Consider the following 24,000-nt stretch of genomic DNA (forward strand, 5'->3'; position numbering starts at 1 on the left):
CGCCTTAGCTCTTGATCATCTCCCGCACCTTCGCCGTCAACAGATCGAAGGTGAACGGCTTGGTGATCATCTGCATGCCCGGGTCGAGAAACCCGCCGCGTACCGCGGCGTGCTCGGCGTAACCGGTGATGAACAGGACTTTCAGCTCTGGCCGGTATTGCCGGCCGATTTCCGCCAGTTGCCGGCCATTCATGCCCGGCAGGCCGACGTCGCTGATCAGCAGATCGATACGTTGCTCCGAATCCAGAATCGGCATGGCGCCGTCAGCATCGCCGGCTTCGACAAACCCGTAACCCAATTCACTCAATACCGCGCTGACCAGCACGCGCACGGCCGGGTCGTCTTCGACGATCAAGATGGTTTCGCCTTCCACGGCGTTCGGCGCCTGCTCCGTGTCTGCTAGCGCGTGAGGCAGTGACTCGCCCTGGAAACGCGGCAGATAAAGTTTGACCGTGGTGCCTTGATCGATCTTGCTGTCGATCGACACATGTCCACCGGATTGCTTGCTGAAACCGTAGATCATCGACAGGCCCAGCCCTGTGCCCTGGCCGATGGGCTTGGTGGTGAAAAACGGATCGAACGCGCGGTTGATCACGCTCTGCGGCATGCCGCAGCCATTGTCGGTCACGCTCAACACGACGTAATCGCCCGGCGACAGATTGCTGTAAGTCGCAGTGAAGTCGCGGTCCAGCACCTGATTACCGGTTTCGACTACCAGATTGCCGCCGTCGGGCATCGCATCCCGAGCGTTGATCACCAGGTTGAGCAGGGCGCTTTCCAGTTGATTGGGATCGGCCTCGGCCACCCACAATTGTTCGTGCAGACGCATATCCAATTGAATGCTTTCATTGAGGCTGCGTTGCAGCAATTCGCCCATCGATTGCACCAGATCGTTCATCTGCACGGCTTTGGAGTCCAGCGACTGGCGCCGGGAAAACGCAAGCAAGCGGTGAGTCAGGCCGGCGGCGCGGTTGGCTGACGTCACGCCCAGATCGATCAGGCTGTCGAGGTCGTCGGTACGACCCCGTGCAAGACGCCGGCGCAGCAATTCGAGACTGCCGATAATCCCGGTCAGCATATTGTTGAAGTCGTGAGCGATACCGCCGGTGAGCTGGCCGACCGCTTCCATCTTCTGCGACTGGCGCAGCGCTTCTTCGTTGTGCCGCAGTTGCGCCGTGCGTTCCTCGACTTGTTGCTCAAGGGTTTCGAGGGTTGATTGCAGGCGTCGCTCGCTTTCGCTCAGATCGATCAGACGGTCGCGGGCTTCGTACTGTCGTCGTCGTCCGCGCAGGGCAGTCGTGACCAGACTGATCAAGGTCGCCGGATGGAAAGGGCGTTCAAGGAATGTCACGTTGCCCAGCAATTCACTGAGTCGCGAGGAGGGACCTTGTTCGGACCCACCGTGATGGGTGAGCAGGACGATCGGCAGGTCCGACCACGCAGGTTGTTGCTTCAGGTAGGCCAGCAGGCCTTCCAGGTCCGGGCCATTCAGGGCCTCGGCGGCGATCAGCAGCAGACCGGCGCCGGGTTCCAGTTCGGCGCACAGATGCCCCAGGCCGGACGTGATGAGACCGCCGTAACCGGCCTCGTTGAGGATCATCAGCGCGATCTGGCTGTCGCGACCCAGGGGCGCGAGGATCAGCGCCCGTTCGGACAGCGGGACGGTGACGGTCACAAGTTGTCTTCCTTGAGCAGCGGATTGCTCGCGCCGAGGTAGGTCGGCACGCCGCGCAGTACACCCTGGAAAGCTTCCAGCGGCTCGCCGATGGTCATGCCCTGGGCGGAAATCCGGTATTCACGAATGGTCGATTCGTGGCTGCCGGTGCGTTTCTTGATGATCGAAATCGCCCGACGCACCTTGCCGAGGGCTTCAAAGTAGCGCAACAGGATCACGGTGTCGGCCAGATACGTGATGTCCACCGGCGCCTGCATGTCGCCGACCAGACCGTGCTGGGCGACGGTCATGAAGGTCGCGGCGCCTTTGCGGTTCAGGTACAGCAGCAGTTCGTGCATGTGCAGGACCAGCGCGTTCTCTTCCGGCATCGCGGCCTGATAGCCGTTGATGCTGTCGATCACCACGGTCTTGATGTCGGCTTCATCAACGCAGCGTCGTACCCGGTGAGAGAATTCGCCGGGAGACAGTTCGGCGGCGTCGACTTGCTCGATCAGCAGATTGCCGGTGGCTTGCAGGGCCTTGAGGTCGATGCCGATGTTCTTCATGCGCTCGAACAGCAGCCCCAGTTCTTCATCGAAAATGAACAGTGCCGCTTTCTCGCCACGCGTGACCGCAGCGGCAGCGAAGATCATCGAAATCAGCGATTTGCCGGTACCGGCCGGGCCGAGAATCAACGTGCTGGAGCCGGTTTCGATCCCGCCGCCCAGCAGCGCGTCCATTTCGTGGATGCCACTGGTCAATTGCAGACGCGGGTAATCGCCCCGATGTTCGGCCGCCACCAGACGCGGAAAGACATGCACGCCATCGCCCATGATGGTGAAGTCGTGAAAACCGCCGCGATATTTCTGGCCGCGGTACTTGATCACCCGCACACGTCGGCGTTCGGCGCCGTAATTGGGGGTCAACTCTTCGAGGCGGATGACACCGTGGGCCACGCTGTGCACGGTTTTGTCGAGGGACTCTGTCGTCAGGTCGTCCAGCAACAATACCGTCGCGTCATACCGCACGAAGTAGTGCTTGATCGCCAGGATCTGGCGGCGATAACGCAGGGAGCTTTGCGCCAGCAGACGGATCTCCGACAGGCTGTCGAGCACCACGCGGGTCGGTTTGAAACGCTCGACCACTTCGAAAATCTGTTTGGTGGCTTCGCCCAGCTCCAGATCAGAGGAATACAGCAGGCTCTGCTGATGCTCGGCGTTGAGCAGGCTTTCCGGCGGTGTCAGCTCGAAAATCTCGATGTTTTCGTTCAGGTCCCAGCCGTGGGAGAGTGCACCCTGGCGCAGTTCGCGCTCGGTTTCGGACAGCGTGATGTACAGCGAGCGCTCGCCGGCCCGGGCGCCGGCCAGAAGAAAATGCAACGCCACCGTGGTTTTACCGGTACCGGGCTCGCCCTCCAGCAGGAACACATGACCGCGAGACAAACCGCCGGCCAGAATGTCGTCCAGCCCTTCGATGCCTGTGGCGGCTTTTGCGCTGATCAACTCGTTCGATGTAGACAAAAAATGCCCTCTCATGACTAGGGGAAACGAGGCAGCGGGCGGTGTACGCCTTTGCGGGCTGCCTGTTTACTTGACCCTTTGCCGAGAGGGCGGTTCCGAATTTCTTGCGAGATGTGTCGAGGATGTTGTCTGACGTCGCTCAGAGACCTTGCTGCAGAGACGGATCGTCCGGATTCATCTGTTCGAGTTGGGCCAGCAGGACCTGCACGTTCTGTAACTGACCACTTTCTTTCCAGTAATTGATCAGCAGCACGCGGGCCTTGCGGTCGGCGGGGTGGCGCTGGACGATTTCCTGCAACTGTTTCTGCGCCGCTTCCAGTTCCTCAGCGCCGTGCAGCGTGGTGGCGAGGTCGTAGCGATAGTCCTTGTTGTCGGGCTCCAGCTCCACGGCTTTGGACAGGCCGAGCAGGGCGAATTCGCGTTGATCGTGATGTAGCAGCCACAGGCCCAGCGCATGTTGCAGATAGGCGGAATCCGGCTGAGCCTTCAATTGTTGGGCCAGCAGTTGTCGGGCAGCGTCACTCTGGCCCTGACGGTCAAGCACTTCGATCTGCATCACCAGCGCCGGCAGGTTGGCAGGATCCAGGCGCAGGGTTTGCTCAAGAGCATCCTGTGCCTGCTTGAGCTCGGCATTGTGCAGATACAGACGTGCCAGTTGCGCGTAGTTGGCGGCGCTTTCCGGTTGGCTCTTGAGTGCCTGCTCCCACACGTCGATGCCTTGCTGTAGCGGCGCGAAATAAAGGCCCAACTGATCGGGGGACAAGCCGAGCAGAGCGTTGATCGCGGTAAATCGAACGTCCTGATCCTCATCGTCGAGCAACGGGCCGAGCAACAGACTGCGCTGGCCGCCCGGCACCAGGCCGGTCACGCTCCTGATCGCCGCCATTCGTACATCCGGGGATTCGTTCTGCAGATCGGCATCGGCCAGTTTCAACGCTTGCGGGCTCGGGTAGTTCGGCAGTTCGGCGTGCAGCCAGACACGCCGCTTGACCGACAGGTCCGGACGCCCCAGCTGTTGGTACAAAACCCGCGCCGCGCCCGGTTGACCGGCTCGTGCGGCGGCCAGCGCTTCACTGAAACCATGCTTGATGGCCTCCGGCACCACGGGCGCGGTGCTGCGCAGGGACAGCCATCCAACCAGGAGGACAAGCACGAGGCCAAGACTGATGAACAAGTAGCGGCGGGACTGAGGCATGCAGGTATCCGAAGCTTTTATATTGACGCAGAGGGGGCAAGCTTCGGTCAGCTGAAGCCGTGAGTCAAACGCTGTACCCGATATGACCGACCACCATTGATGAATAGCCCTACAACATCTGTCGGCCCCGGAAGCCGGCCAGCTCTCGATGCAGTGACTACGCTTGGTGAAGTTCCTTTGGCGAGTGCGCTCATGCAAGCCCTGTTCAACTATTTCAAGGCCGTGATCCACCCTGGTCAGGCAGTGCTGCTGTTTGGCCTGCGCACCATTGCGGCCGGGCTACTGACGCTGTACCTGGCGTTCCTGTTCGATCTGGATCAACCCAAGTGGTCGATCATGGCCGTGGTCATCATAAGTCAGCCACTGGCGGGGATGGCGTTGGCCCGCAGTTTCGGTCAGGTCATTGGCACTACCCTTGGCGCTGCTGTGGCGGTGCTGATCATGGCGATTTTTCCTCAGGCGCCTTTGCCATTCATCACAACCCTGGCGCTGTGGCTGGCCCTGTGCACGGCTGGCGGCACGTTGCTGCGCTACACCAGTTCCCAGGCGTTCGTGCTCAGTGGCTACACCGCCGTGGTGGTGGCGCTGCTGGCAATCCCGGATCAGGACGGCACCTTTCTTCTGGCGGTCACCCGGGTCACTGAAACCTTGCTCGCGGTGGCCTGCGTCTGTGTTGTCAGCCTGCTCACGGCCCGCCCCGAGGCGGTTTCGCGCAACTACTTCGCCAAAGTCGATCAGGTCATCAAACTGGTTGCCACCCATGCCGCCGCAGTGATTCGTACCGAAGAAAGCGAAGCCGAATTCCAGCGCCGGCAAATGCAGTTGCTCGGAGAAATCAGCGCCCTGGAAGGCTTGCGTCGCCATCTGTATTTCGATGCCCCGCGCCTGCGCAGTGCCAACAACCTGGTGTTGATGCTGGGCAATCAACTGATGCTGCTGACGTCGCGCCTGACAGCCCTGCGTCATCAGCGCCAGTTGCTGACCGCGCGCTGGGACGGCGATCTGCCGCTCGAGGTCCAGCGTTTGCGTGCCGATGAGCTGGCGTTTCTCGATCAATTGGCACAGTACGGGCGTTCACTGCCGGAAGACATGCGGCACCAACTGGTTGTCCTGCAGCAACAATTCGAAGCGCTGGCCTACAGGGCCGAACAGTTGACCGAAGACATGAGCGCCACCTTGCGTTCGCTGGCATGGGCGCTGCGTTGGGAGCAGGCGCGGCTGTTGCAACAACTGGAGCAGATCCTCGAACTGAGCGAAGCGATACAGGAAGGACGGGAGGCCAGTTGCATGTTTCGCGGCCAGTCTAGTCCGCTGCACCTGGATTTCACCCTGGCAGCCATGAACGCCATCCGGGCCTTCAGCGCACTGCTGGTGGCCGGGCTGATCTGGATCGAAACGGCGTGGGACGGTGCACGTGGTGGAATGATTCTGGTGGGAATTCTGTGTTCACTGATGGCAACGTTCCCGCGCCCCTTGATCGCTGCGCAGAGCTACGCCCGGGGATTGGGCCTGGCACTGGTGGTTTCGGCGCTGTATCAGTTCATGCTGGTGCCGGCGGTCAACGACTTCGAATGGCTGGCGCTGTTGCTGGCGCCTCTGCTCTATGTGATTGCGGTCGGACTGGCCAGCCCGGCCACGGCGGGCATCGGCATGGGGCTGGGATTGTCGAGTTTCCTGATGCTCGGTCCGCAGAACGTCGGCACCGGGCAGAACACCGCTATCCAATGGTTCGAGTTTGCCGGTGCCTACGTCAGTGCGGCGATGCTGGCCCTGATCGTCTATGCCTGGATTTTTCCGTTCCGCCCGGTGTTGCGAATCCGCCGGTTCTACAACGAAGCGCGGGAGCAGGTGTATCAACTGACGAAAGTGCCCGCTACAGACGAACAGCAATTCACGTTCGAAAGCCGCATGGTCGATCGCCTGACAACCATGCTGGGGCTGTTGCCGGCAGCCAATGATCCGGATATGCAACGACGATATGAAATCAGTCTTGCCTGTGTGGCACTCGGCGTGGCCATCCAACAGCTCAGGCAACAGTTGCAGGGCAACGCCTTGCTCACGGACGCTTTCGGCCAGCAACTGATGACCGCTTTGCGCCAGACCGGCCGCTTCGTCGCTGGCCGTCCGGATGTGCACCTGCCAGCCTTGCTGACGACGCTGCACGCGCTCGGTGATCAGTTGGATGACCTGCATGCCGCGACGCATGAACACCTGTGGTCCGTGTTTCGTATGCGCGTTGCTTTGTTGATCGTCGTCTCGTTCCTTGAACGTCACGGTGAGTATCTGCAACACAACGTCCCTGAAGGAGTACCGGCCCTTGCCCATTGATTTCGAGGTCGGTGGCGTCTACCTGCCGCCCATTGCTCAGGCCCTGATTCTGGCCATCCCGGTCTTTCTATTGCTGGACTGGGTATTGCGCCGCCTCGGCGTGCTGCGTCTGGTCTGGCATGAAGCGCTGTTCGAAGGGGCGTTGTACGCCTGTGTTTGCGCCACATTGATTTTGTTGATGGGAGCCTGATGCCTTGAAGACGTTGCTCACTCGATTGACGACATTGGCAGTGGTGTTGCTGGCAATCGTGCTCGGCTGGTTCGCCTGGGAGCATTACACCCGAGCCCCATGGACACGGGATGCGCGGGTGAGGGCGGACGTCGTGACCCTGTCGGCGGATGTCTCGGGGCGTATCGTCAGTCTGGCGGTGCAGGACAACCAGCATGTCGACAAGGGCCAATTGCTGCTGGAGATCGATCCGGCTCGCTACAGCCTGGCGGTTGAACATGCCAGGCGTTCGGTCGAAGTGGCCAGGGCCACGCTCGGCCAATCCCGGGCCGCCATCGTAGCCAGCGAGGCGTTGCTCAAGCAACGCGAGAGCGAAGAACGGCGCAGACGCACGCTCAAGCAGGGCTTTGCGATTTCCGGGGAAGAATGGGAAAAGTCCAGTACCGAAGTGGCCGTGGCCCAGGCTGATCTGCTGCGCAACCAGGCCAATCTGGGTCTGGCGCAAGCCAACGTGCAATTGGCGATTGCAGCACTGACTCAGGCCGAGCTGGACTTGCAGCGCACCCGTGTCGAATCGCCGGTCAGCGGCTATGTCACCAACCTGTTGACCCGTCAGGGGGATTACGCGGTGGCTGGCGGCGCGTTGCTGGCACTGGTCGACAGCGACTCGTTCTATGTCAGTGGCTATTTCGAGGAAACCAAACTGCCAAGGATCGAGGAGGGTGACCGCGTGCGGATTGAATTGATGAGCGGCGAAAAATTTGGCGGCACGGTGCAAAGCATCGCCTTCGCCATTGCCGACCGCGAAAACGCGCCGGGCAGTCGATTGCTGGCCAACATCAACCCCAGTTACACCTGGGTGAAGCTGGCGCAGCGGGTCCCCGTGCGAATCGGGATCGACCCGGATTACGCGGGCAAGGGGCGTTTGAGGGCAGGCACCACGGCGACCGTCACGGTGCTGGAAAACCATGAAAGACAGGCACAAAAAAGCCCCGCGACCGAATGATACGCGGGGCAAAGAATTTGGTTGGTTGCGGCCAACCAAAGGAGCTCTTTAAAAAACTGTTACTTGCTGGCGACCGTTTCTGGCTGCCAACCACCGCCGAGGGCCTTGTAGATCGCGACGATGCCGCGATACAGATCGACTTCGGCCTGGGCCTGACTGTCTTCGGCGTTCAAACGCTCACGCTGGGCGTCGAGCAGCACGAGGAAATCCGTGGTGCCTTCGCGATAGCGGATTTCAGCCAGATCGGCAGCCTTGCGGCTTGATTCGCTCTGGCGGATCAGCGAAATCAACCGTTGCTGGCGTTTGCCGTAATCGCTGAAAGCGTTTTCCGATTCTTCCAGAGCCAGCAGCACCTGCTGCTCGTAGGTCGCCAGTGCGCCTTCGGCATCGGCGTCGGCGCCACGCAAACGGGCCCGCACGCTGCCAAGGTCGAACGCCGCCCAGGTGATGCTCGGGCCCAGTGCCCAGGCGTTGGCCGCCGAGGAACCGATCTGCGAACCACGCCCGGCCGTCCAACCAAGGAAACCGCTGAGGCTGACCCGTGGGAACAGGTCGGCCTTGGCCACACCGATACGTGCCGTGGCGGAAGCCAGTTTGCGTTCGGCGCTGAGAATGTCCGGACGACGTTGCAGCAGTTCGCCCGGGTTGCCGATCGGCAATGCCTTGGCGATGGCTGGCAAGTCTTTCGGGCTCAGGTCGACGGTCAGCTTGTCCGGACGCTCGCCCAACAGGGTAGCGATGCGGTTTTTCTGGCGAACCTGTTCGGCCTGCAATTGCGGCACGCTGGCTTCGACCGATGCCAGACGCGCATCGGCACGTTCGACATCGAGCTGGTCGCCAACGCCGGCGTCACGCAGGCTGATGGTGATCTTGCGCGACTCCTGTTGGTTCTCCAGGTTGGCCACGGCGATCTTTTCCCGCAGTTGTGCACCGCGCAGTTGACCGTAAGCGTCCACCAGTTCGGCAATCATGGTGACTTGCAGCTGGTACAGATCGGCTTCGGCAGCCTGCTGGTCAGCGTCGCTGGCTTCCAGATTGCGCTGGATGCGGCCAAACAGATCGATTTCCCAGGCCATGTCCAGACCCAGGTCGTAGCGTTCGCTGTTGACCCGTTTGGTGGTCTGGCCGGGAATCTGACCCTTGGCCAGATCGCTGCTGGCGCGGCTGGTGATGGTCGGCATGGCGTCATTGCTGACGTCGTCGCGGATCGCCCGTGCGGCTTTCCAGCGGGCGAACGCCACGCGCAGTTGGCGGTTCCCTTGCAGCGATTGAGTCACCAACTGGTTGAGGGTCGGATCGTCGAACTGCTGCCACCAGATGCCTTCGAACTTCGAACGGTCAAAGTTCTTCTGGCCGGCGGCGCCGTCGGTGGCGGCCGTGATGTTGGCCGCCTCCGTGGCTGGGGTCTTGTAGTCGGGACCGACTGCACAGGCGCTCAAGGCCAGTACCAGCAGGCTCGGCAGGAAGACTTTCAGACTCATTGTTGCGCCTCCAGTTTCAGGGACTTGGCCGCTTTGCGAGCCTCACCGCGTTCCACGAAGTTGCGGATCAGCACATAGAACACGGGGGTCAGCAGCAGACCGAAGAAGGTCACGCCGAGCATCCCGGAGAACACCGCCACACCCATGGCATGACGCATCTCGGCACCGGCACCGCTGGAGAACACCAGTGGCACCACACCCATGATGAACGCGAACGAGGTCATCAGGATCGGCCGCAGACGCAGACGGCAGGCTTCCAGTACAGCGGCCAGCGGGTCGAGACCTTCTTGCTGTTTGTCCTTGGCGAACTCGACGATCAGAATCGCGTTCTTGCACGCCAGGCCCACCAGTACGATCAGGCCGATCTGGGTGAAGATGTTGTTGTCACCGCCAGAGATGATCACACCGGTAATAGCCGACAGCAGGGTCATCGGTACGATCAGGATCACCGCCAGTGGCAGGCTCCAGCTTTCGTATTGAGCGGCGAGCACCAGGAACGCCAGCAGTACGCAGAGCGGGAACACGAACAGCGCGGTGTTGCCGGACAGAATCTGCTGGTAGGTCAGGTCGGTCCACTCGTAGGTCATGCCGTTCGGAAGTTCATCCTTGAGCAGTTTCTCGATGGCTTTTTCGGCCTGGCCGGAGCTGTAGCCTGGGGCTGCGGCACCGTTGATTTCAGCGGTGATGAAGCCGTTGTAGTGCATCACGCGATCCGGACCCGAGGTGTCGCTGACCTTGATGAAGGTCGCCAACGGGATCATTTCGCCCTTGTTGTTGCGTACTTTCAGCTGGCCGATCTGGTCGGATTCGAGGCGGAACTGCTGTTCAGCCTGAACGTTGACCTGATAGGTGCGACCGAAGCGGTTGAAGTCGTTGGCATACAGCGAACCCAGGTAGATCTGCAGGGTGTCGAAGATGTCGCTGACGGCCACGCCGTGGGTCTTGGCTTTTTCGCGGTCGATGGCAGCATCGACCTGCGGCACGTTCACGGTGTAGCTGGTGAACAGCCCGGCCAGTTCAGGCACGCTGTGGCTCTTGGTGATGATATTCATGGTTTCCTTGTACAGCTCGTCGTAGCCCAGGTTGCCCCGGTCTTCGATTTGCAGGCGGAAACCACCGATGGTGCCCAGACCTTGTACCGGCGGCGGCGGGAAGATCGCCATGTAGGCTTCCTGGATCCCGGCGTACTTGCCGTTCAAGGCACCGGCAATCGCACCGGCGGACATGCTCGGGTCTTTACGCTCGTCGAACGGTTTGAGGGTCACGAACACGATGCCGGCGTTCGGGCTGTTGGTGAAGCCGTTGATCGACAGGCCCGGGAACGCTACGGCGCTTTCCACGCCCGGCTGTTTCAGGGCCAGGTCGGACATGCGCTTGATCACGTCTTCGGTGCGGTCCAGGCTCGCGGCGTCCGGCAGTTGCGCGAAGGCCACCAGGTATTGCTTGTCCTGGCCGGGTACGAAACCGGTCGGGGTGCTGGAGAAACCGAAGAAGGTCAGCACCATCAGGCCTGCGTACAGGAAGAGGGCGATGCCGCTGCCACGGATAACCCGGCGCACGGTGCCGACGTAGCCATGGCTGGCGCGGTCGAAGAAGCGGTTGAACGGACGGAACAGCCAGCCACCGAAGATCTTGTCCAGCACTTTGGAGAAGCGGTCTTTCGGTGCGTCGTGACCTTTGAGCAACACAGCGGCCAGCGCTGGCGACAGGGTCAGCGAGTTGAAGGCCGAGATCACTGTCGAGATCGCGATGGTCAAGGCGAACTGCTTGTAGAACTGACCGGTGAGGCCCGAGATGAACGCAGCGGGTACGAACACCGCACACAGCACCAGCGCCGTGGCAATGATCGGACCGGTCACTTCACCCATGGCCTTTTTGGTCGCATCGAAGGGGTTGAGCCCCAGTTCAATGTTCCGCTCGACGTTCTCCACCACCACGATGGCGTCGTCCACCACGATACCGATCGCCAGTACCAGGCCGAACAGCGACAGGGCGTTGAGCGAGAAACCGAACAGGTGCATCACCGCAAACGTACCGATCAACGATACCGGTACCGCCACCAACGGAATGATCGAGGCGCGCCAGGTCTGCAGGAACAGGATCACCACCAGAACCACGAGGATCAGCGCTTCGAAGAGGGTGTGAACCACCGCCTCGATGGAGCCACGCACGAAGATCGTCGGGTCATAAACGATGCTGTAATCCATGCCTTGCGGGAAGCTTTTCTTCAGTTCTTCCATCTTGCCGCGAACTTCGTTCGAGATTTCGATGGCGTTGGAGCCCGGGCGCTGGAAGATCGGGATCGCTACGGCAGGCTGGTTGTTCAGCAACGAACGCAGGGCGTATTGGCTCGAACCCAGTTCAACGCGGGCGATGTCTTTCAGACGCGTGATTTCACCGTTGTCACCTGCGCGAATGATGATGTTCTCGAACTCTTCCTCGGAGACCAGACGGCCCTGAGTGTTGACCGACAACTGGAAGCTCTGGGCATTCGGGGCAGGGGGGGCGCCCAGTTGGCCGGCGGCGACCTGACGGTTCTGCTCGCGAATGGCGGTCACGACATCAGTGGCAGTCAGATTGCGCGAAGCGGTCTTGTTCGGATCGAGCCATACACGCAGCGAGTAATCGCCCATACCGAACAGCTGCACATCACCGACACCACCAAGGCGAGCGAGCTCATCCTTGATGTTGAGGATTGCGTAGTTGGACAGGTACAGCATGTCGTAGCGTTTATCCGGCGAGGTCAAGTGCACAACCATGGTCAGGTCGGGCGAGGCCTTGTCGACGGTGATACCGATGCGCGTCACTTCTTCTGGAAGTTTCGGCTCGGTCCGGGTCACGCGGTTCTGCACCTGCACCTGCGCGTTGTCCAGGTCAGTGCCCAGGGCGAAGGTGATGGTCAGGGTGATCTTGCCGTCAGCGGTCGACTGCGAGGACATGTACAGCATGTTCTCAACGCCGGTGATGGCCTGCTCCAGTGGAGCAGCCACGGTTTCACCGATGACTTTAGGGTTGGCACCCGGGAAGTTGGCACGCACCACCACGGTCGGTGGCACGACTTCCGGGTATTCGCTGATCGGTAGTTGGAACAGCGAGATCGCACCGGCGATCAGGATCAGCAGCGAAAGCACCGCTGCGAAGATCGGCCGTGAAATGAAGAATTGGGAAAAATTCATCGGAGTTGTCGTCCCTTAACCGCGTGGGGTCGCAGCAGCCAGTTTCACAACCGATCCCGACGCGCCTTTGGCAGGTGCGACTTTGGGCAGGTTGCTGGCTTCCAGCGCTTGTCGTTGTTGAGCCAGTGCAGCAATGGTCTGCTCGCTGGCCATCGGGATCACTTCAGGCGTGACCGGAGAGCCAGGGCGAACCCGTTGCAGACCCTTGACGATGATCGTGTCGTCCTTGTTCAGGCCGCTGCGTACGATGCGCAGGCCTTCGATCTTCGGACCGAGTTCAACGGCGCGGTAGGCAGTCTTGTTGTCGCCATCCATCACCAGCACGAACTTCTTGCCGAGGTCGGTGCCGACGGCTTCATCGTTGATCAACATGGCGTTGTAAGTGCCGCTGCCGACCAGTTTCAGTCGTGCGTACAGGCCCGGGGTGTAGGTGCCGTCGCTGTTGTCGAACACGGCGCGACCACGGATGGTACCGGTCTTCGGGTTGACCTGGTTGTCGACGAAGTTCATCTGACCCTGGTGCGGGTTGCCATCTTCATTGGACAGGCCCATGTACACCGGCGTGGTCGCGCCGCGCTGACCCTGACGGGCGAGTTGAGTGTATTTGAGGAACACACGCTCATCGGCGTCGAAGTAGGCGTAGACCTTGTCGGTGGACACCACGCTGGTCAGCGGAGTGGTGTCGGCAGTCACCAGGTTGCCGGCGGTGATCTCGGCACGGCTGACACGACCGCTGATTGGGGAGGTTACGCGGGTGAAGCTCAGGTTCAGTTTGGCCAGATCCAGCTGCGCTTGCAGGGCGCCGACAGCGGCACGTGCTTCTTGTGCAGCGCTGGTGCGCGAGTCAGCCAGTTCGGCGGAGATGGCGTTGCTGGCACGCAGGCGCTCGCCACGGCCGGCTTCGTTTTCACTGCGGGTGGCGTTGGCGCGGGATTGGGCGACCAGGGCTTCGAGGCGGCGAACCTCAGCCTGGAACGGACGCGGGTCGATCTGGAACAGCAGGTCGCCTTTCTTGACCAGTGCACCTTCAGTGAAGGCGACTTCGTCGATCTGGCCGGAGACCCGCGGACGGATTTCAACGGTTTCCGGCGCCTCGAGGCGCCCGGTGAATTCGTCCCACTCGTTGACCGGTTGTTCCAGCACCTTGGCCACACTGACCTTGGCAGCAGGCATGGCGGCGGCGGTCTCTGGAGCTTTGCCGCAGGCGCTCATCACCATCACGGCCAACAGAGCCAACGGGAAGCGCAAATGTTTGAGTGATTGTTCCATGGATGCATCCGCCAATGTATTGAAGATGGGCGGATGATGCTCGGCGGGTTGATAGCAAACGAATCGAATGACACGAAGGTAACTATCATTCGGAATGATATAAGACCGAGCGAAGCCCTCTAGCATGCACCTTTCGTTAGGGGGCTATCAAATGAAATGATGACAAAACTGTGTTGCGTGGCAAGTAAAAAAGCAGCAACACCTTTTCAAAGGTGAATTGCAGAAACAAAGAGACGGCCACGTGGGCCGTCTCGATCAGCTAGGTGTCGACGTGTTTCAGTTGACGCCCTTGCGGTTTGGACCAAAACGATTCGGGCCCGGCTGGCTGTCTTGTGCCAGGAACACGATGTTGACGATTGGCAGCAACAACCACCAGCCGCTGCGGTCGGTGTCGTGCATGCGGCGTACGCCTACCGCGAGCGCCGGCAGGAACACTGCCAGACTATAAAGGTTGTACAGGATGCCTTTGGTGTTCAGCATGGCATCGAGAACGCCGATGACAATGGAAACCCCAAGGTTGATCAGAATGAACATCCAGTATTCACGGCGAGTGGCGCGACCCTGAAACACTACGTAGTTCTTCAATGCTTCGAGGTATGGGTTACCCGTCGTGATGGCGGGGCCACTTGCATAGACTTGTTGTGTTGCTTGAGGCGCCCCGCACTGCGGGCAAGCCACGGCCAGACTGCTAATTTCCTTGGCGCAACCGCGGCAGAAAACCATGCTCATATTTTTTCCCTAAAATTATTCAATCGATAAACAGGACAACACAAACGCGGCAATACCTGACAAAACAATGCCGGCAATCGCGAGGTTTCTTCCTGAGTGTTTTTGGTTGATACAGACGATGCCGCAAATGAGGCCCGCGAGGCTGAGAGTTCCCACACCGACAATCGCGTCCCTGTCCCATTCGGAGTCATCAAACAGGGTGAGTGCGCTGATAATTCCGAGGATCAACGAAACGATGGCCAGCCAAGGCATTTCGGCTTGCGTTTGCGGCACTGAGGCCTGTTGGGCGGCCCCGCATTGGGGGCAGGTGAGCGCCGTTTCGTGTAGCTCCTTGGCGCATGCACGACAATAGACCATTGCCATCGTTTTCCTTAACTGAGTGCGAGTGCCCGACCTTCCATCGGTCGGGGCGGCGGTAAGTTAAACTTTATTACCGGATTTGTCATTAAGCACTTTGCCATTACTCATGAGCCAGGGTTTCTGGGCTCATCGTCCACACTCACCTTCAAGCGCAACGTCAGACCTTGAAGCTGTCTGTTTTTCAACATGCCCAGTTCCGGCCCCTTGCGTTCGTTGCCATTGGCGTCCAACCCTCGACACTGGAGACTGGACTTGAGGGAACGATCAGACGATGGATCTTGCCAATGGCAACGCACGGCGAGTATTTGCTCATCGATTCGTGTCGCCGGTTTTTCATTCTCCCCAAGGAATGTTTCAACCTTGAGGCCGACCGAGGACGTATCGATCGTTTTTTCGACTGTCGCAGAGTGACCAGCAATATTGAAATCAATGCCACTGAGCACCAAGAAACAATCTCCGACCTTGCGACTCACCGCTATCTCGAACTCGGAAGTGAAAGGCGTGGCGTGGGCATCGGCATAGAACTCTTTTCTATCAGGCTGCGGATCGCCCGCGTAATCGTCGGGCAATATGCATATCCCTCCGAACAGCTCGCTGTAATGCGCGGTGGTGTAGACATTGAATTGTGCAGGCATTTCAGTCTTGAGCGTGAATGTGTTCGAGAGCATCGCGCAGCCGCTGCCCAGCAGCATGGAACTGGCGACAAGCAGGGTACGAACGGAGCGAAAAGCACGGTTGGTGAAGTGATTTTGTTGCGGGGGCATCAGTACTTCCTTGTAACGTCTTGGGGGGCATTTCTGGCTTTCAATGGTTTGCCGGAAGATCCACATGGCTGAATGTCAGGTCAATTGCAACACTGCTCCCGAGTAAGAAATGCGGGAACTTGATATCCATATGGCAATTGATTGCGCTACGCAGGCCAATGAAGCGCGCTGCGGTTCAGGGCAGCGGGGTGCACTCGAAAATGTGCGCCGAGAGTTTCCCACCCGACGGACAAGTCGCCGTTTCTTTATAGTAAAGTCGCCATCGAACCACCTGTCGTCTGAGGCTTTTCGGCAATTGGTGTACGTAAAAACGACAGATGGGCACGACTTATAAATGAACAATTCCACGACTACAACCAGCGGCAATTGGTATGCGGTCATTGCGCTGGCACTGGCTGCGTTTGTCTTCAACACCACCGAGTTCGTCCCTGTCGGCCTGTTGAGTTCGATCGGCAGCAGCTTCGACATGACGTCGGCTCAGGTCGGTTTGATGTTGACCATCTATGCGTGGGTGGTGTCGCTGACCTCGCTGCCGATCATGCTGCTGACGCGCAACGTCGAGCGGCGCAAGCTCTTGATCGTGCTGTTTGCGATGTTCATCGTCAGTCATATCCTGTCGAGTCTGGCGACCAGCTTCGCTGTCCTGCTGGTGAGCCGGATCGGCGTGGCATTGTCGCATGCGCTGTTCTGGTCGATCACGGCTTCTCTGGCCGTGCGTCTGGCGCCACCGGGCAAGCAGGTTCAGGCCTTGGGCTTGCTGGCCACCGGCACTTCCCTGGCGATGGTGCTGGGCATTCCCCTCGGCCGGATATTGGGCGAAGCGATGGGCTGGCGAACCACCTTTATCGCGATCGCGGTGCTGGCGGCAACGTTGGTGTTCTGGCTGGCCAGGGTCTTGCCGTTGCTGCCCAGCCAGAACTCGGGGTCGCTCAAAAGTTTGCCTTTATTGTTGAAGCGACCTGCGCTCGTAGCGATCTATATCCTGACCGCGATGGTCGTGACGGCTCATTTCACCGCTTACAGCTACGTGGAACCGTTCGTTCAGGTCGTGGCGGGCATGAGTGGCGAGACGGTCACGCTCATCCTGCTGTTATTCGGCGGTGCGGGGATTTTCGGATCCCTGCTGTTCAGTTGGCTGCATCGGTATAGCCCGCAGCGTTTTCTGATTGTCGCCGTGTCGTTGCTCGCGTTGTGCCTGGCGTTGCTGTTGCCCTTGAGCGGCAAGGTCTCTTACCTGTGCACGCTGAGCCTGTTCTGGGGAATGGCGATCATGGGATTCGGTCTGGCGTTGCAGTCCAAGGTTCTGGTGCTGGCGCCTGATGCGACCGATGTGGCGATGGCGCTGTTTTCGGGGATCTACAACATCGGTATTGGTGGCGGGGCACTGATGGGGAGCTGGGTGGGGAGCCAGTTTGGTTTTGCTTATGTCGGGGTCGTTGGCGGGATGTTGGCGGCGTTGGCGTTGTTGCTTTATTGCCTGTCGGTCTATCGTCTGGCTCGGCCCGGGGCTTCTGCCTGAGTTCTTGAACCGCTTTGCCAGCAAAAGCAAAGCGGTTTCGGAAAGGCTTCTATTTAATCTTTCTTGTAACTACATCAGTGCCATGCAGATCGGGCATGCCCAAAGAGTCAAAGCTCGCCTCGGCAGGCATCCAAACCGGCATCCACATCCTCGTGCACTTCATTCATCTGTATGCGCCCACTTTCTCATCCGTTGCCGATCTTCTGGCAGCTTCGGCACATGCACCATTGGCAGATCATCCGCCGGAAACTGTAGTTGATTGCGTTGATCGTCGAAGAGTACGTGGGGGCTTGAGGGTCGACAGTACCTTCATGACCTGTAGCCTGAGTTGCAATAGTTGGTGTTGGCGAAGCGGGCTGTCTATTAATTGAGTGCCATCCCTCCTTGCGCAGTCGCGCAAGGAGGGGCACTAACGAGTCAATACGCTTGACGTAGCGCCAGCAGGGCTTCTTCGAACAAATGCTGGTCTTGCGTCTGTTCTTGCCCGCTTTGCACGAGCAGCGCGCGCTGGGTCGCCATCCATTCATCGATCGGCTTGAAGACTTCCTCAATCACCAGCGCAATCTGGTTCAGATAGGCTTGGCGCAAGTCTTCGACAAAGGTGCTGGCCGCATCCTCTACAGCCTTGGTCTGGCGCTCCAGCATGGCCTTTTCGGCCTTTTCACTGCTGATGGCCTGGTAAATTCCGTAAATGGCCATCCCAGCCTGCAGCAGCGGGCCAGCCCAGCGTCCGGCCATGGCGGCCCAGCGTTCCATGGTTTTCTTGCCGATCCCCTTGAACAAGGTTGGCAATAGCTCTTTGCCCAATTCCAGCGCCTTCTTCACGCCTTGCTCGGTTATCGTTTTCAGGTCACCCATGGGCATTTTGCGCATGGCATCCTTGAGCGCTGGCGACAATCCACTGTCGTCATTGCCGTTGCTCTCGCGAGTAACGCCATTCACGCAGGCGTGAGCTGCACCGAAGGCGCTGTCGGCCAACGTCTGGCCAATGTCTTCAAGTTTGCGCTGGGTTGCCGGCAACTCGGTCTTGAGGGCAGTCATCATGTCGGCGGTCAGCGATGCGATGACGCTTGACGCGCCGTCTTCCATGGCCTGCTCGCCCTGTCCAGCGGGCTGGAGGTGCGCATCGTTGATTAGCGCAACGACACTCGACTTGGCGCGTACGCAGCGGCTGTCGAGGTGATGACGCAGCACGTTCTGCAGTCGGTCACGCTCGCTATCGACCTGCATGCGGGCTTTGTCCAGCGCTAGCGCCTGCTCATTACCGCCGGCCTGATGCAGGCGCATCAGGGCCAGTTCGATGGCTTCTTGCAGGTCTTTGCAGCAGGTCTTGAACATAACGCCACTGTCACTGCTGGCAAGGAAATCGCCCAGCGCCTGTTCCAATTCGAGGATGCCGCTGAACTCCACCAGTGGCTCCTTGCTTTCGATACGGCCGCGCAGGGCAGCCTTGGCGTTGACCCAGTGAATCGGCACCTGCTCCAATATATCTCCGATGCCGTGGGCGAGGGCGGCGCTCTGCAGATGCTGGCGCAGGTTGTCGTTGATGATGACGAAGTCGCGGCTGTCGTGCTGCACACCAGCCTTGTTGTTGACGATCAGCATCACCCGGCGGCCCGAGACGACGATCTGCGCCAGGCGTTCCCAGGTGGCGACCTCGTCAAGCGTACCGCCGGCTGCCACCACAAACAGGACCACTTCGCTGTCCTGCAATTGCTGCATCGCAACTTGCTCATGCCTGATCGGCGCATCGAGACCCGGTGTGTCCAGGAGCGCGTATCCCTGCCAAGGATACTCGGTCACCACCGAGGTTTCCGGGTGGTCGGCCATTGGCGCTTCGGCGCGTCCCATCAGGGCGTTGAGCAGCGTGCTCTTGCCCGCGTTGTAGAGCCCATAGACCATGATCTGCGGACGCAGGCGTGCCGCTCGGCTATGCAATTGGTTGCCCAATTCGCTGGCGCGTTCGGCTGGCAACCAGCGCTGGAGCGGCGCAGTTATCGTGTCGTAGGTGGCGAGTACGCGAGTGAAGTCAGGCAGGGCCATGATCGAGTTCCTTGCTAATGGCGTTGATCTGTTGCGCGGCGAGGTCATCCAGGTTTTGCAGAGCCTGGCTGAGGTTTGACAGCCAGGTCGATACATCGACGAAGCACAGCGCATCGAGCTGGAGGTAGAGCCGGTTAAGGCGATCTTTGGCGTAGTCGATGAAGTGTTCGCGCGTAGACAGAGAAACTTCGTCACGGTTGTCGCCGACAATGATCTCGAACTCAGTCGTCTCATCGAAATGGCCGCCTGCTGCCCCCCCAGCCTTGGCGCCCATCCAGCCACCGAGGGCGGCACCGATCAACCCGCCGATTAAGGTTCCGGCTCCCGGAGCTATTAACGTACCAAGGGCGGCACCGGCCTCAGCCCCGCCCCAACCGCCGAGCCCGGCCCCTCCGGCCTTGCCGATGCCTTCGTTGCGCCGCGATTGGTAGCTGACGCTGCGCTTACGAGAGGTAAACCCCGGTAGCGCCTTGCCAACCGGCGCCACGCTCTGGGCTGTGTGGCCCAGGTCTTCGAACTTCTGCCCGATGGCTTCGCACAGCGCCCCGGCGCACTCGGCGAATTGGCGGTCGAACAGCGCCCAGCACGCGTCGGAAAATCCTTGGTCGTTCAGAGCATATTGATCAGCCAGCTTGTTGATCTCCATGGGCAGGCGCTGCTGCAGTTGGGAGAGTACGCGCTCGGTGTTGTTTTTCAGCTCTTTGCGCGCGTTGGCCAGTTCATTCTGCAACTCGCTCAAGAGCACCTGCTGTAAACCAATCGACTCGCTCAATTGGCGGCAGAAGGCTTGCAGATTCTTCAGCGGCACTTGCTGCTTGATTTGCAGGCCTTCGGCAACGGCAAGGCGGCCGACTTCTCCCGCAAAGTCGGCCAGGCCGCTGACTTGCCAGCGCTCTTGCTGCTCCTCGGCGGAGCCTTGCTCGGCATAACAGGACGAGATGGAGTGAACCTTGAGATCATCCAGCGAGCATTCGGGGGCGGATTCGCGCAGGGCCTGGATGAAGTAGCCGACTTGCAGCTGGCGTGCACTGTCGCTTTTCATGATCAGCGTCTTCACGACCTCACCGTCATCATTCACGTCCACGTCGTTTTCGTCGCTGCCGGTGAGCAGCACGATCATGTTCTTGTCCCTGTGCAACAGTGCCCTGGCCTCGTCCAGGTCCGAGCGCCGGCCCGGGCTTTCAGATTTGCTGAGGAAGATCACCAGGTCGGCGGCGTCGACGTAGTCCTTGGTCAGTTCGCCGTTGCCCGCGTTGACCGAATGCAGCCCGGGCGAGTCGACCCAGGTCAGCCCTGGCAGGCGGAAGCCTTGGATGGCACTGGTGGCTTCCACGACATCGACGCCGAAACAGCCGTTTTCGCGGATTTGCGCATCGCTGGTCTGTTCGCACAACTGCGTGGAGGTTTCGCTGAAAAACTCAGGCTTGGGCTGCGCCTGGGCGATGAGTTGCGCATCGGGTTCGGTGCGGCCATAAGCCAGGTAGTTGCCCAGCGAAGACTTGCCAGCCTTGACCTTGCCGAAGACAAACACCAGCAGAGAGTCGCCGAATTTGCTGCGGAACTGCGTGTTGCGCTCGTAGGTCCTGACGTTCTTGATCCAGGCGTCGAAGCGCTCATCCAAATTGTTTTGGCAGGCCTTGGCAAAGGTCAGAAAGGGATGATCTGGAGCCAAGCCAGAGCGGCTCCAGGGCGAAGTTGTGCGAATCCGCTCCAGCGCATCCAGAGTCTGCTTGAGACGCGCTTCGCGCGCCTCGACCTGGCGTTGCACATCGTTGAACCCTTGCGCGACCTGCGCAAAGACATGCAGCAGTTCGCTGCGATTGGCGGGAGCGGAGGTCATAGCGATCTGTCCAGTAATTGTCGTTTCAAGCGTTTGAGGTCTTGAATTTCAGCGCGCAGGGCTTTGGCCTGGCGCTCGCGCTCTAGCCATTCAGGGCTGAATCGGGTGTTTGGGGCCAGCAGGCGCAAGGCCTTGAGTTGGCCTTGCGCTGTGGCTTGAGGCGGGCTGGCGATAAACGCCTGGAGGCTTTCTATCGTCACGCCGGCGTGGCTTTTGCCTGAAAGTATGAGGTCGGCCTTGTGCGAAACCATCAGCTCGCTCAGCTGTGCGTCGATGTCCTGAGTGAACCGTTGGTTGCGCTGCGCCTGAGCTTGATCCCTGTCCTGTTTGCGGGTCCGCGCTTCGGCGCGTTCGCGTAACCTGGCGCGGGCCTGACGCTCGGCTTCTTCCTTTTCACTGCTGTCGGAATTGACGACCGCTGCCACAACGGTTCCGATCACGGGTATCAGTAACCACCACATATTGAATCTCCTTGCGTGGTATCAATCAGTCAGCCGCGGGCCAAGCCATGGCTTACCGATTCGAAGAGTCCGTCGACACTACTTTGTAACTGTTCGAGCTGAGTGGCCTGCGTGCCTTCGAGCTTGACCAGTCGCTTTCTGCGCTGGGCAATTAGCTGGTCGAGGAAGCGCTCCAGGACATCGCGGCGGTGATCGTCGCGTTCGGCACGCTGTTTGCCTACGCCTCGTTCAAGCAGCCCCGGATGCGCCTGCAAATGCTCGCGCAAAGAGTCGAAGCCACTCAGTTCGAGCAGCTTCGTGTTGCGCTTACGCACACCGTTGCGCAACGTGGTGAATGAGGTTGCGAAGGTAGCCGGCACGGTCCCGAACAGCGACTGCAAGATCTTGCCGATCGCCTGCTCGCTGACTTCCTGCTGAGTGACGCTTTCGGCATGGGTGAGCACCACCACCAGGTGGCGCTCCAGATCCGGGCGACGGCGCTTGAGTTCGCACAGGAAGGCCGTTTCGACTTGTTCAAGCGTGGCGGTACGCAAGTTGTGCACGAACAAAATCACATCGGCATTGGCCAGACCCAGCCACGCGAGCCGATCATCCTCATCGCAGGCGTCGATCCCCGGGGTATCCAGATAGAGGCGTCCTTCATGCTCCAAGGTCTGTAATTGCGTGGTTGCCCGTATTTCCTTGGTTTTGAAGACTTCCGTTTCAATATGCCCGGTCAGGCCGTTGAGCAGTGCGCTCTTGCCCGCATTCATCAGTCCGCATACGGCAATCCGAGGTGCCGGGCCGAGGCTTTTTGCCTCTTCCAGCTCCTTGCGCAGGCGGCAGAAGTCAGGGTGTTGCTGGGTAAGCTGAATCAGCAGGTCGTCGTCCGGCACCTTTCGCTCCATGTATTGGATCCCGTTTGGTGCATAGCATGGCGATGAGATGGCTGAGTGGCAACTGGCTATTAGTCGTGAATCACTAGGAGTGAGCGGCCGAATTTCCGGCTGCGCTTTGAAAAGCGAAGGGGTGAGGTCTGAATTCAGCTTGGCAAGCTACACCTGCGATATCAATTGCACAGGAGGTTTCACTCGGTTGCTCACGCACTTGGGCAGAGTAGTGCTTCTCATCGGCCTACCTTCACTCCGCGGTGTCTGGGAAGAGTAACGGCTGAGTTTTCGAAAGAGGACTGTTGAACTCTAAACTGGGGGCATCCTTTTCAAACTATCCAAAGCATGCGCTCAGATGTGCCCCCAATGTAGCAATCCACTGAAAGTGGATGGGTCTGCATGGCTTATGAAAAGCCAGTAATGATCAGCTAAACAGCCTGATCGACGAAACCTAAAGGCTGTCCGGATCCCCGAAAAACATCTGAATCCGCGACCGTAACCAACGCTCCCCAGGATCGTTATCCTGCGACCCACGCCAGGCCATGTGCAGTTCAAACGTGCGTGTCGGCAACGGCGGGTCTTCTGCGCGCACACCGCCCGCAGACGTCAGCGCATCAGCCGTGTAATCCGGCACGGTCGCGACAATGTCGGTCCCGGCCAGCAACGTGCTCAAACCGTTGAACTGCGGCACGGCCAGCACCACGTGGCGTTTGCGGCCGAGCTTTTCCAGTTCTTCATCGATAAAGCCACTGAGGTCGCCGGCAAACGACACCAGCGCATGCGGGCGGGCGCAATAGTCATCCAGGCTCAATGGTCCCGGCACCGTATCGGCGCGCAGCAGTTTCGGCTGGCTGCGGCGCAAGACTTTGCGCTTGGCGTTGGCCGGCAGGTCGGTGGTGTAGCTGACGCCGATCGAGATTTCACCGGAGGCGAGCAGGCCGGGCATCAGGATGTAGTTGACGCGACGGACCACCAGCACAATCCCGGGCGCCTCGGCCCGCAGGCGCTTGAGCAGCATCGGCAACAACGCGAATTCGACGTCGTCCGACAAGCCGATCCGGAATACCGAGGTGCTGGTGGCCGGATCGAATTCGGCTGCGCGGCTGACCGCTGTCGAAATCGAGTCCAGGGCAGGCGAGAGCAGGGCGAAGATTTCCACCGCACGAGCAGACGGTTCCATGCTGCGCCCGGTGCGTACAAATAGCGGATCGTCGAACAGTCCGCGCAGGCGCGAGAGCGCCGCGCTGATCGCTGGCTGGCCGAGAAACAGCTTCTCCGCAGCGCGGGTCACGCTGCGTTCGTGCATCAGCGTTTCGAATACGATCAACAGGTTCAGGTCGACACGACGCAGGTCATTACGATTCATCTGGAGTCCTGGCAGAGTCATCAAGCTTGACGAGAGCGACCATATGAGAACAATGGCCGGCATGAATCTTACGGGGAAAGGCTGGTAGTCTGCACCGGGTAATTCAGCTTTACTGAGAAGGCGGCAGCAGTTTTTTCATGGATTTGCTCAATGCTGGCCATACTGCGGAATCAATGACAGGCATGTCGACTATTAATAGCCACTGATAGTCTTGGCTGGAAAGCCCAGATAGAGTTCAGGGCATTAGAGGT

General features: G+C 59.7%; 18 protein-coding genes. 4 read left to right on the top strand and 14 right to left on the bottom strand.

Features of this window, described 5'->3' with window-relative positions:
- Positions 1-4: 4 nt before the first annotated feature.
- The 3 genes from AC1RMX_RS04880 to AC1RMX_RS04890 all read right to left on the bottom strand — a co-directional run bounded on the left by AC1RMX_RS04880 (position 5) and on the right by AC1RMX_RS04890 (position 4,369).
- Positions 5-1,675, bottom strand: a complete 1,671-nt coding sequence (locus AC1RMX_RS04880) for an ATP-binding protein (protein WP_493070738.1) — start codon at positions 1,673-1,675, stop codon at positions 5-7.
- Positions 1,672-3,174 carry an ATPase domain-containing protein gene (locus AC1RMX_RS04885; RefSeq protein WP_192560862.1) on the bottom strand — a complete coding sequence of 501 codons (1,503 nt, stop codon included), beginning with the start codon at positions 3,172-3,174 and terminating at the stop codon, positions 1,672-1,674. The genes AC1RMX_RS04880 and AC1RMX_RS04885 overlap by 4 nt, the downstream gene beginning before the upstream one ends.
- Before the next feature lie 139 nt (positions 3,175-3,313).
- The gene (locus AC1RMX_RS04890) at positions 3,314-4,369 is read right to left on the bottom strand and encodes a tetratricopeptide repeat protein (protein WP_096820373.1); all 1,056 of its coding nucleotides are present in this window, start codon (positions 4,367-4,369) and stop codon (positions 3,314-3,316) included.
- A 192-nt stretch (positions 4,370-4,561) separates the two neighbouring features.
- Between AC1RMX_RS04890 and AC1RMX_RS04895 the strand changes: the two genes are divergently transcribed.
- The 3 genes from AC1RMX_RS04895 to AC1RMX_RS04905 are packed head-to-tail and all read left to right on the top strand — an operon-like array spanning position 4,562 to position 7,872.
- On the top strand, positions 4,562-6,697 hold the full coding sequence (locus AC1RMX_RS04895; protein ID WP_493070741.1) for an FUSC family protein: 2,136 nt from the start codon (positions 4,562-4,564) through the stop codon (positions 6,695-6,697).
- Entirely contained in the window at positions 6,687-6,887 is a 201-nt protein-coding gene (locus tag AC1RMX_RS04900) for a DUF1656 domain-containing protein (RefSeq protein ID WP_096820375.1), read from the top strand. The genes AC1RMX_RS04895 and AC1RMX_RS04900 overlap by 11 nt, the downstream gene beginning before the upstream one ends.
- Before the next feature lie 4 nt (positions 6,888-6,891).
- Positions 6,892-7,872, top strand: coding sequence for an HlyD family secretion protein (locus tag AC1RMX_RS04905; protein ID WP_493070743.1), 981 nt, complete (start codon positions 6,892-6,894; stop codon positions 7,870-7,872).
- A 59-nt stretch (positions 7,873-7,931) separates the two neighbouring features.
- Here the strand turns inward: AC1RMX_RS04905 and AC1RMX_RS04910 are convergent, their stop codons facing one another.
- The 6 genes from AC1RMX_RS04910 to AC1RMX_RS04935 form a co-directional block, all read right to left on the bottom strand.
- Positions 7,932-9,353 (bottom strand): efflux transporter outer membrane subunit, encoded by a 1,422-nt coding sequence (locus AC1RMX_RS04910; RefSeq protein WP_096820377.1) that lies wholly within the window; start codon positions 9,351-9,353, stop codon positions 7,932-7,934.
- Positions 9,350-12,529, bottom strand: a complete 3,180-nt coding sequence (locus tag AC1RMX_RS04915) for an efflux RND transporter permease subunit (protein ID WP_096820378.1) — start codon at positions 12,527-12,529, stop codon at positions 9,350-9,352. The genes AC1RMX_RS04910 and AC1RMX_RS04915 overlap by 4 nt, the downstream gene beginning before the upstream one ends.
- Before the next feature lie 15 nt (positions 12,530-12,544).
- Positions 12,545-13,798, bottom strand: a complete 1,254-nt coding sequence (gene mexE, locus AC1RMX_RS04920; RefSeq protein ID WP_096820379.1) for a multidrug efflux RND transporter periplasmic adaptor subunit MexE — start codon at positions 13,796-13,798, stop codon at positions 12,545-12,547.
- 276 nt (positions 13,799-14,074) lie between these two features.
- Positions 14,075-14,527, bottom strand: a complete 453-nt coding sequence (locus tag AC1RMX_RS04925) for a DUF805 domain-containing protein (protein WP_096820380.1) — start codon at positions 14,525-14,527, stop codon at positions 14,075-14,077.
- 15 nt (positions 14,528-14,542) lie between these two features.
- Complete coding sequence (locus AC1RMX_RS04930; RefSeq protein WP_096820381.1) at positions 14,543-14,890, bottom strand: DUF4190 domain-containing protein; 348 nt, start codon at positions 14,888-14,890, stop codon at positions 14,543-14,545.
- A 101-nt stretch (positions 14,891-14,991) separates the two neighbouring features.
- Complete coding sequence (locus tag AC1RMX_RS04935) at positions 14,992-15,651, bottom strand: hypothetical protein (RefSeq protein ID WP_096820382.1); 660 nt, start codon at positions 15,649-15,651, stop codon at positions 14,992-14,994.
- Between the two features lie 334 nt (positions 15,652-15,985).
- On the opposite strand from AC1RMX_RS04935, the gene AC1RMX_RS04940 reads away from it, so the two are divergent.
- Positions 15,986-17,170 (top strand): sugar transporter, encoded by a 1,185-nt coding sequence (locus tag AC1RMX_RS04940; protein WP_096820383.1) that lies wholly within the window; start codon positions 15,986-15,988, stop codon positions 17,168-17,170.
- A 417-nt stretch (positions 17,171-17,587) separates the two neighbouring features.
- Here the strand turns inward: AC1RMX_RS04940 and AC1RMX_RS04945 are convergent, their stop codons facing one another.
- The 5 genes from AC1RMX_RS04945 to AC1RMX_RS04965 form a co-directional block, all read right to left on the bottom strand.
- Complete coding sequence (locus tag AC1RMX_RS04945; RefSeq protein WP_176504841.1) at positions 17,588-19,213, bottom strand: GTPase; 1,626 nt, start codon at positions 19,211-19,213, stop codon at positions 17,588-17,590.
- A complete protein-coding gene (locus AC1RMX_RS04950; protein WP_096820385.1) occupies positions 19,200-21,053 on the bottom strand; it encodes a dynamin family protein in 1,854 nt (617 codons plus the stop codon). The genes AC1RMX_RS04945 and AC1RMX_RS04950 overlap by 14 nt, the downstream gene beginning before the upstream one ends.
- On the bottom strand, positions 21,050-21,514 hold the full coding sequence (locus tag AC1RMX_RS04955) for a hypothetical protein (RefSeq protein WP_096820386.1): 465 nt from the start codon (positions 21,512-21,514) through the stop codon (positions 21,050-21,052). The genes AC1RMX_RS04950 and AC1RMX_RS04955 overlap by 4 nt, the downstream gene beginning before the upstream one ends.
- Before the next feature lie 29 nt (positions 21,515-21,543).
- On the bottom strand, positions 21,544-22,389 hold the full coding sequence (locus tag AC1RMX_RS04960; RefSeq protein ID WP_493070752.1) for a GTPase: 846 nt from the start codon (positions 22,387-22,389) through the stop codon (positions 21,544-21,546).
- 445 nt (positions 22,390-22,834) lie between these two features.
- Positions 22,835-23,749, bottom strand: coding sequence for a LysR family transcriptional regulator (locus tag AC1RMX_RS04965; RefSeq protein ID WP_085709803.1), 915 nt, complete (start codon positions 23,747-23,749; stop codon positions 22,835-22,837).
- Between the last annotated feature and the right edge of the window lie 251 nt (positions 23,750-24,000).

The sequence above is a fragment of the Pseudomonas sp. GW822-FHT03F04 genome (genome assembly GCF_058801405.1).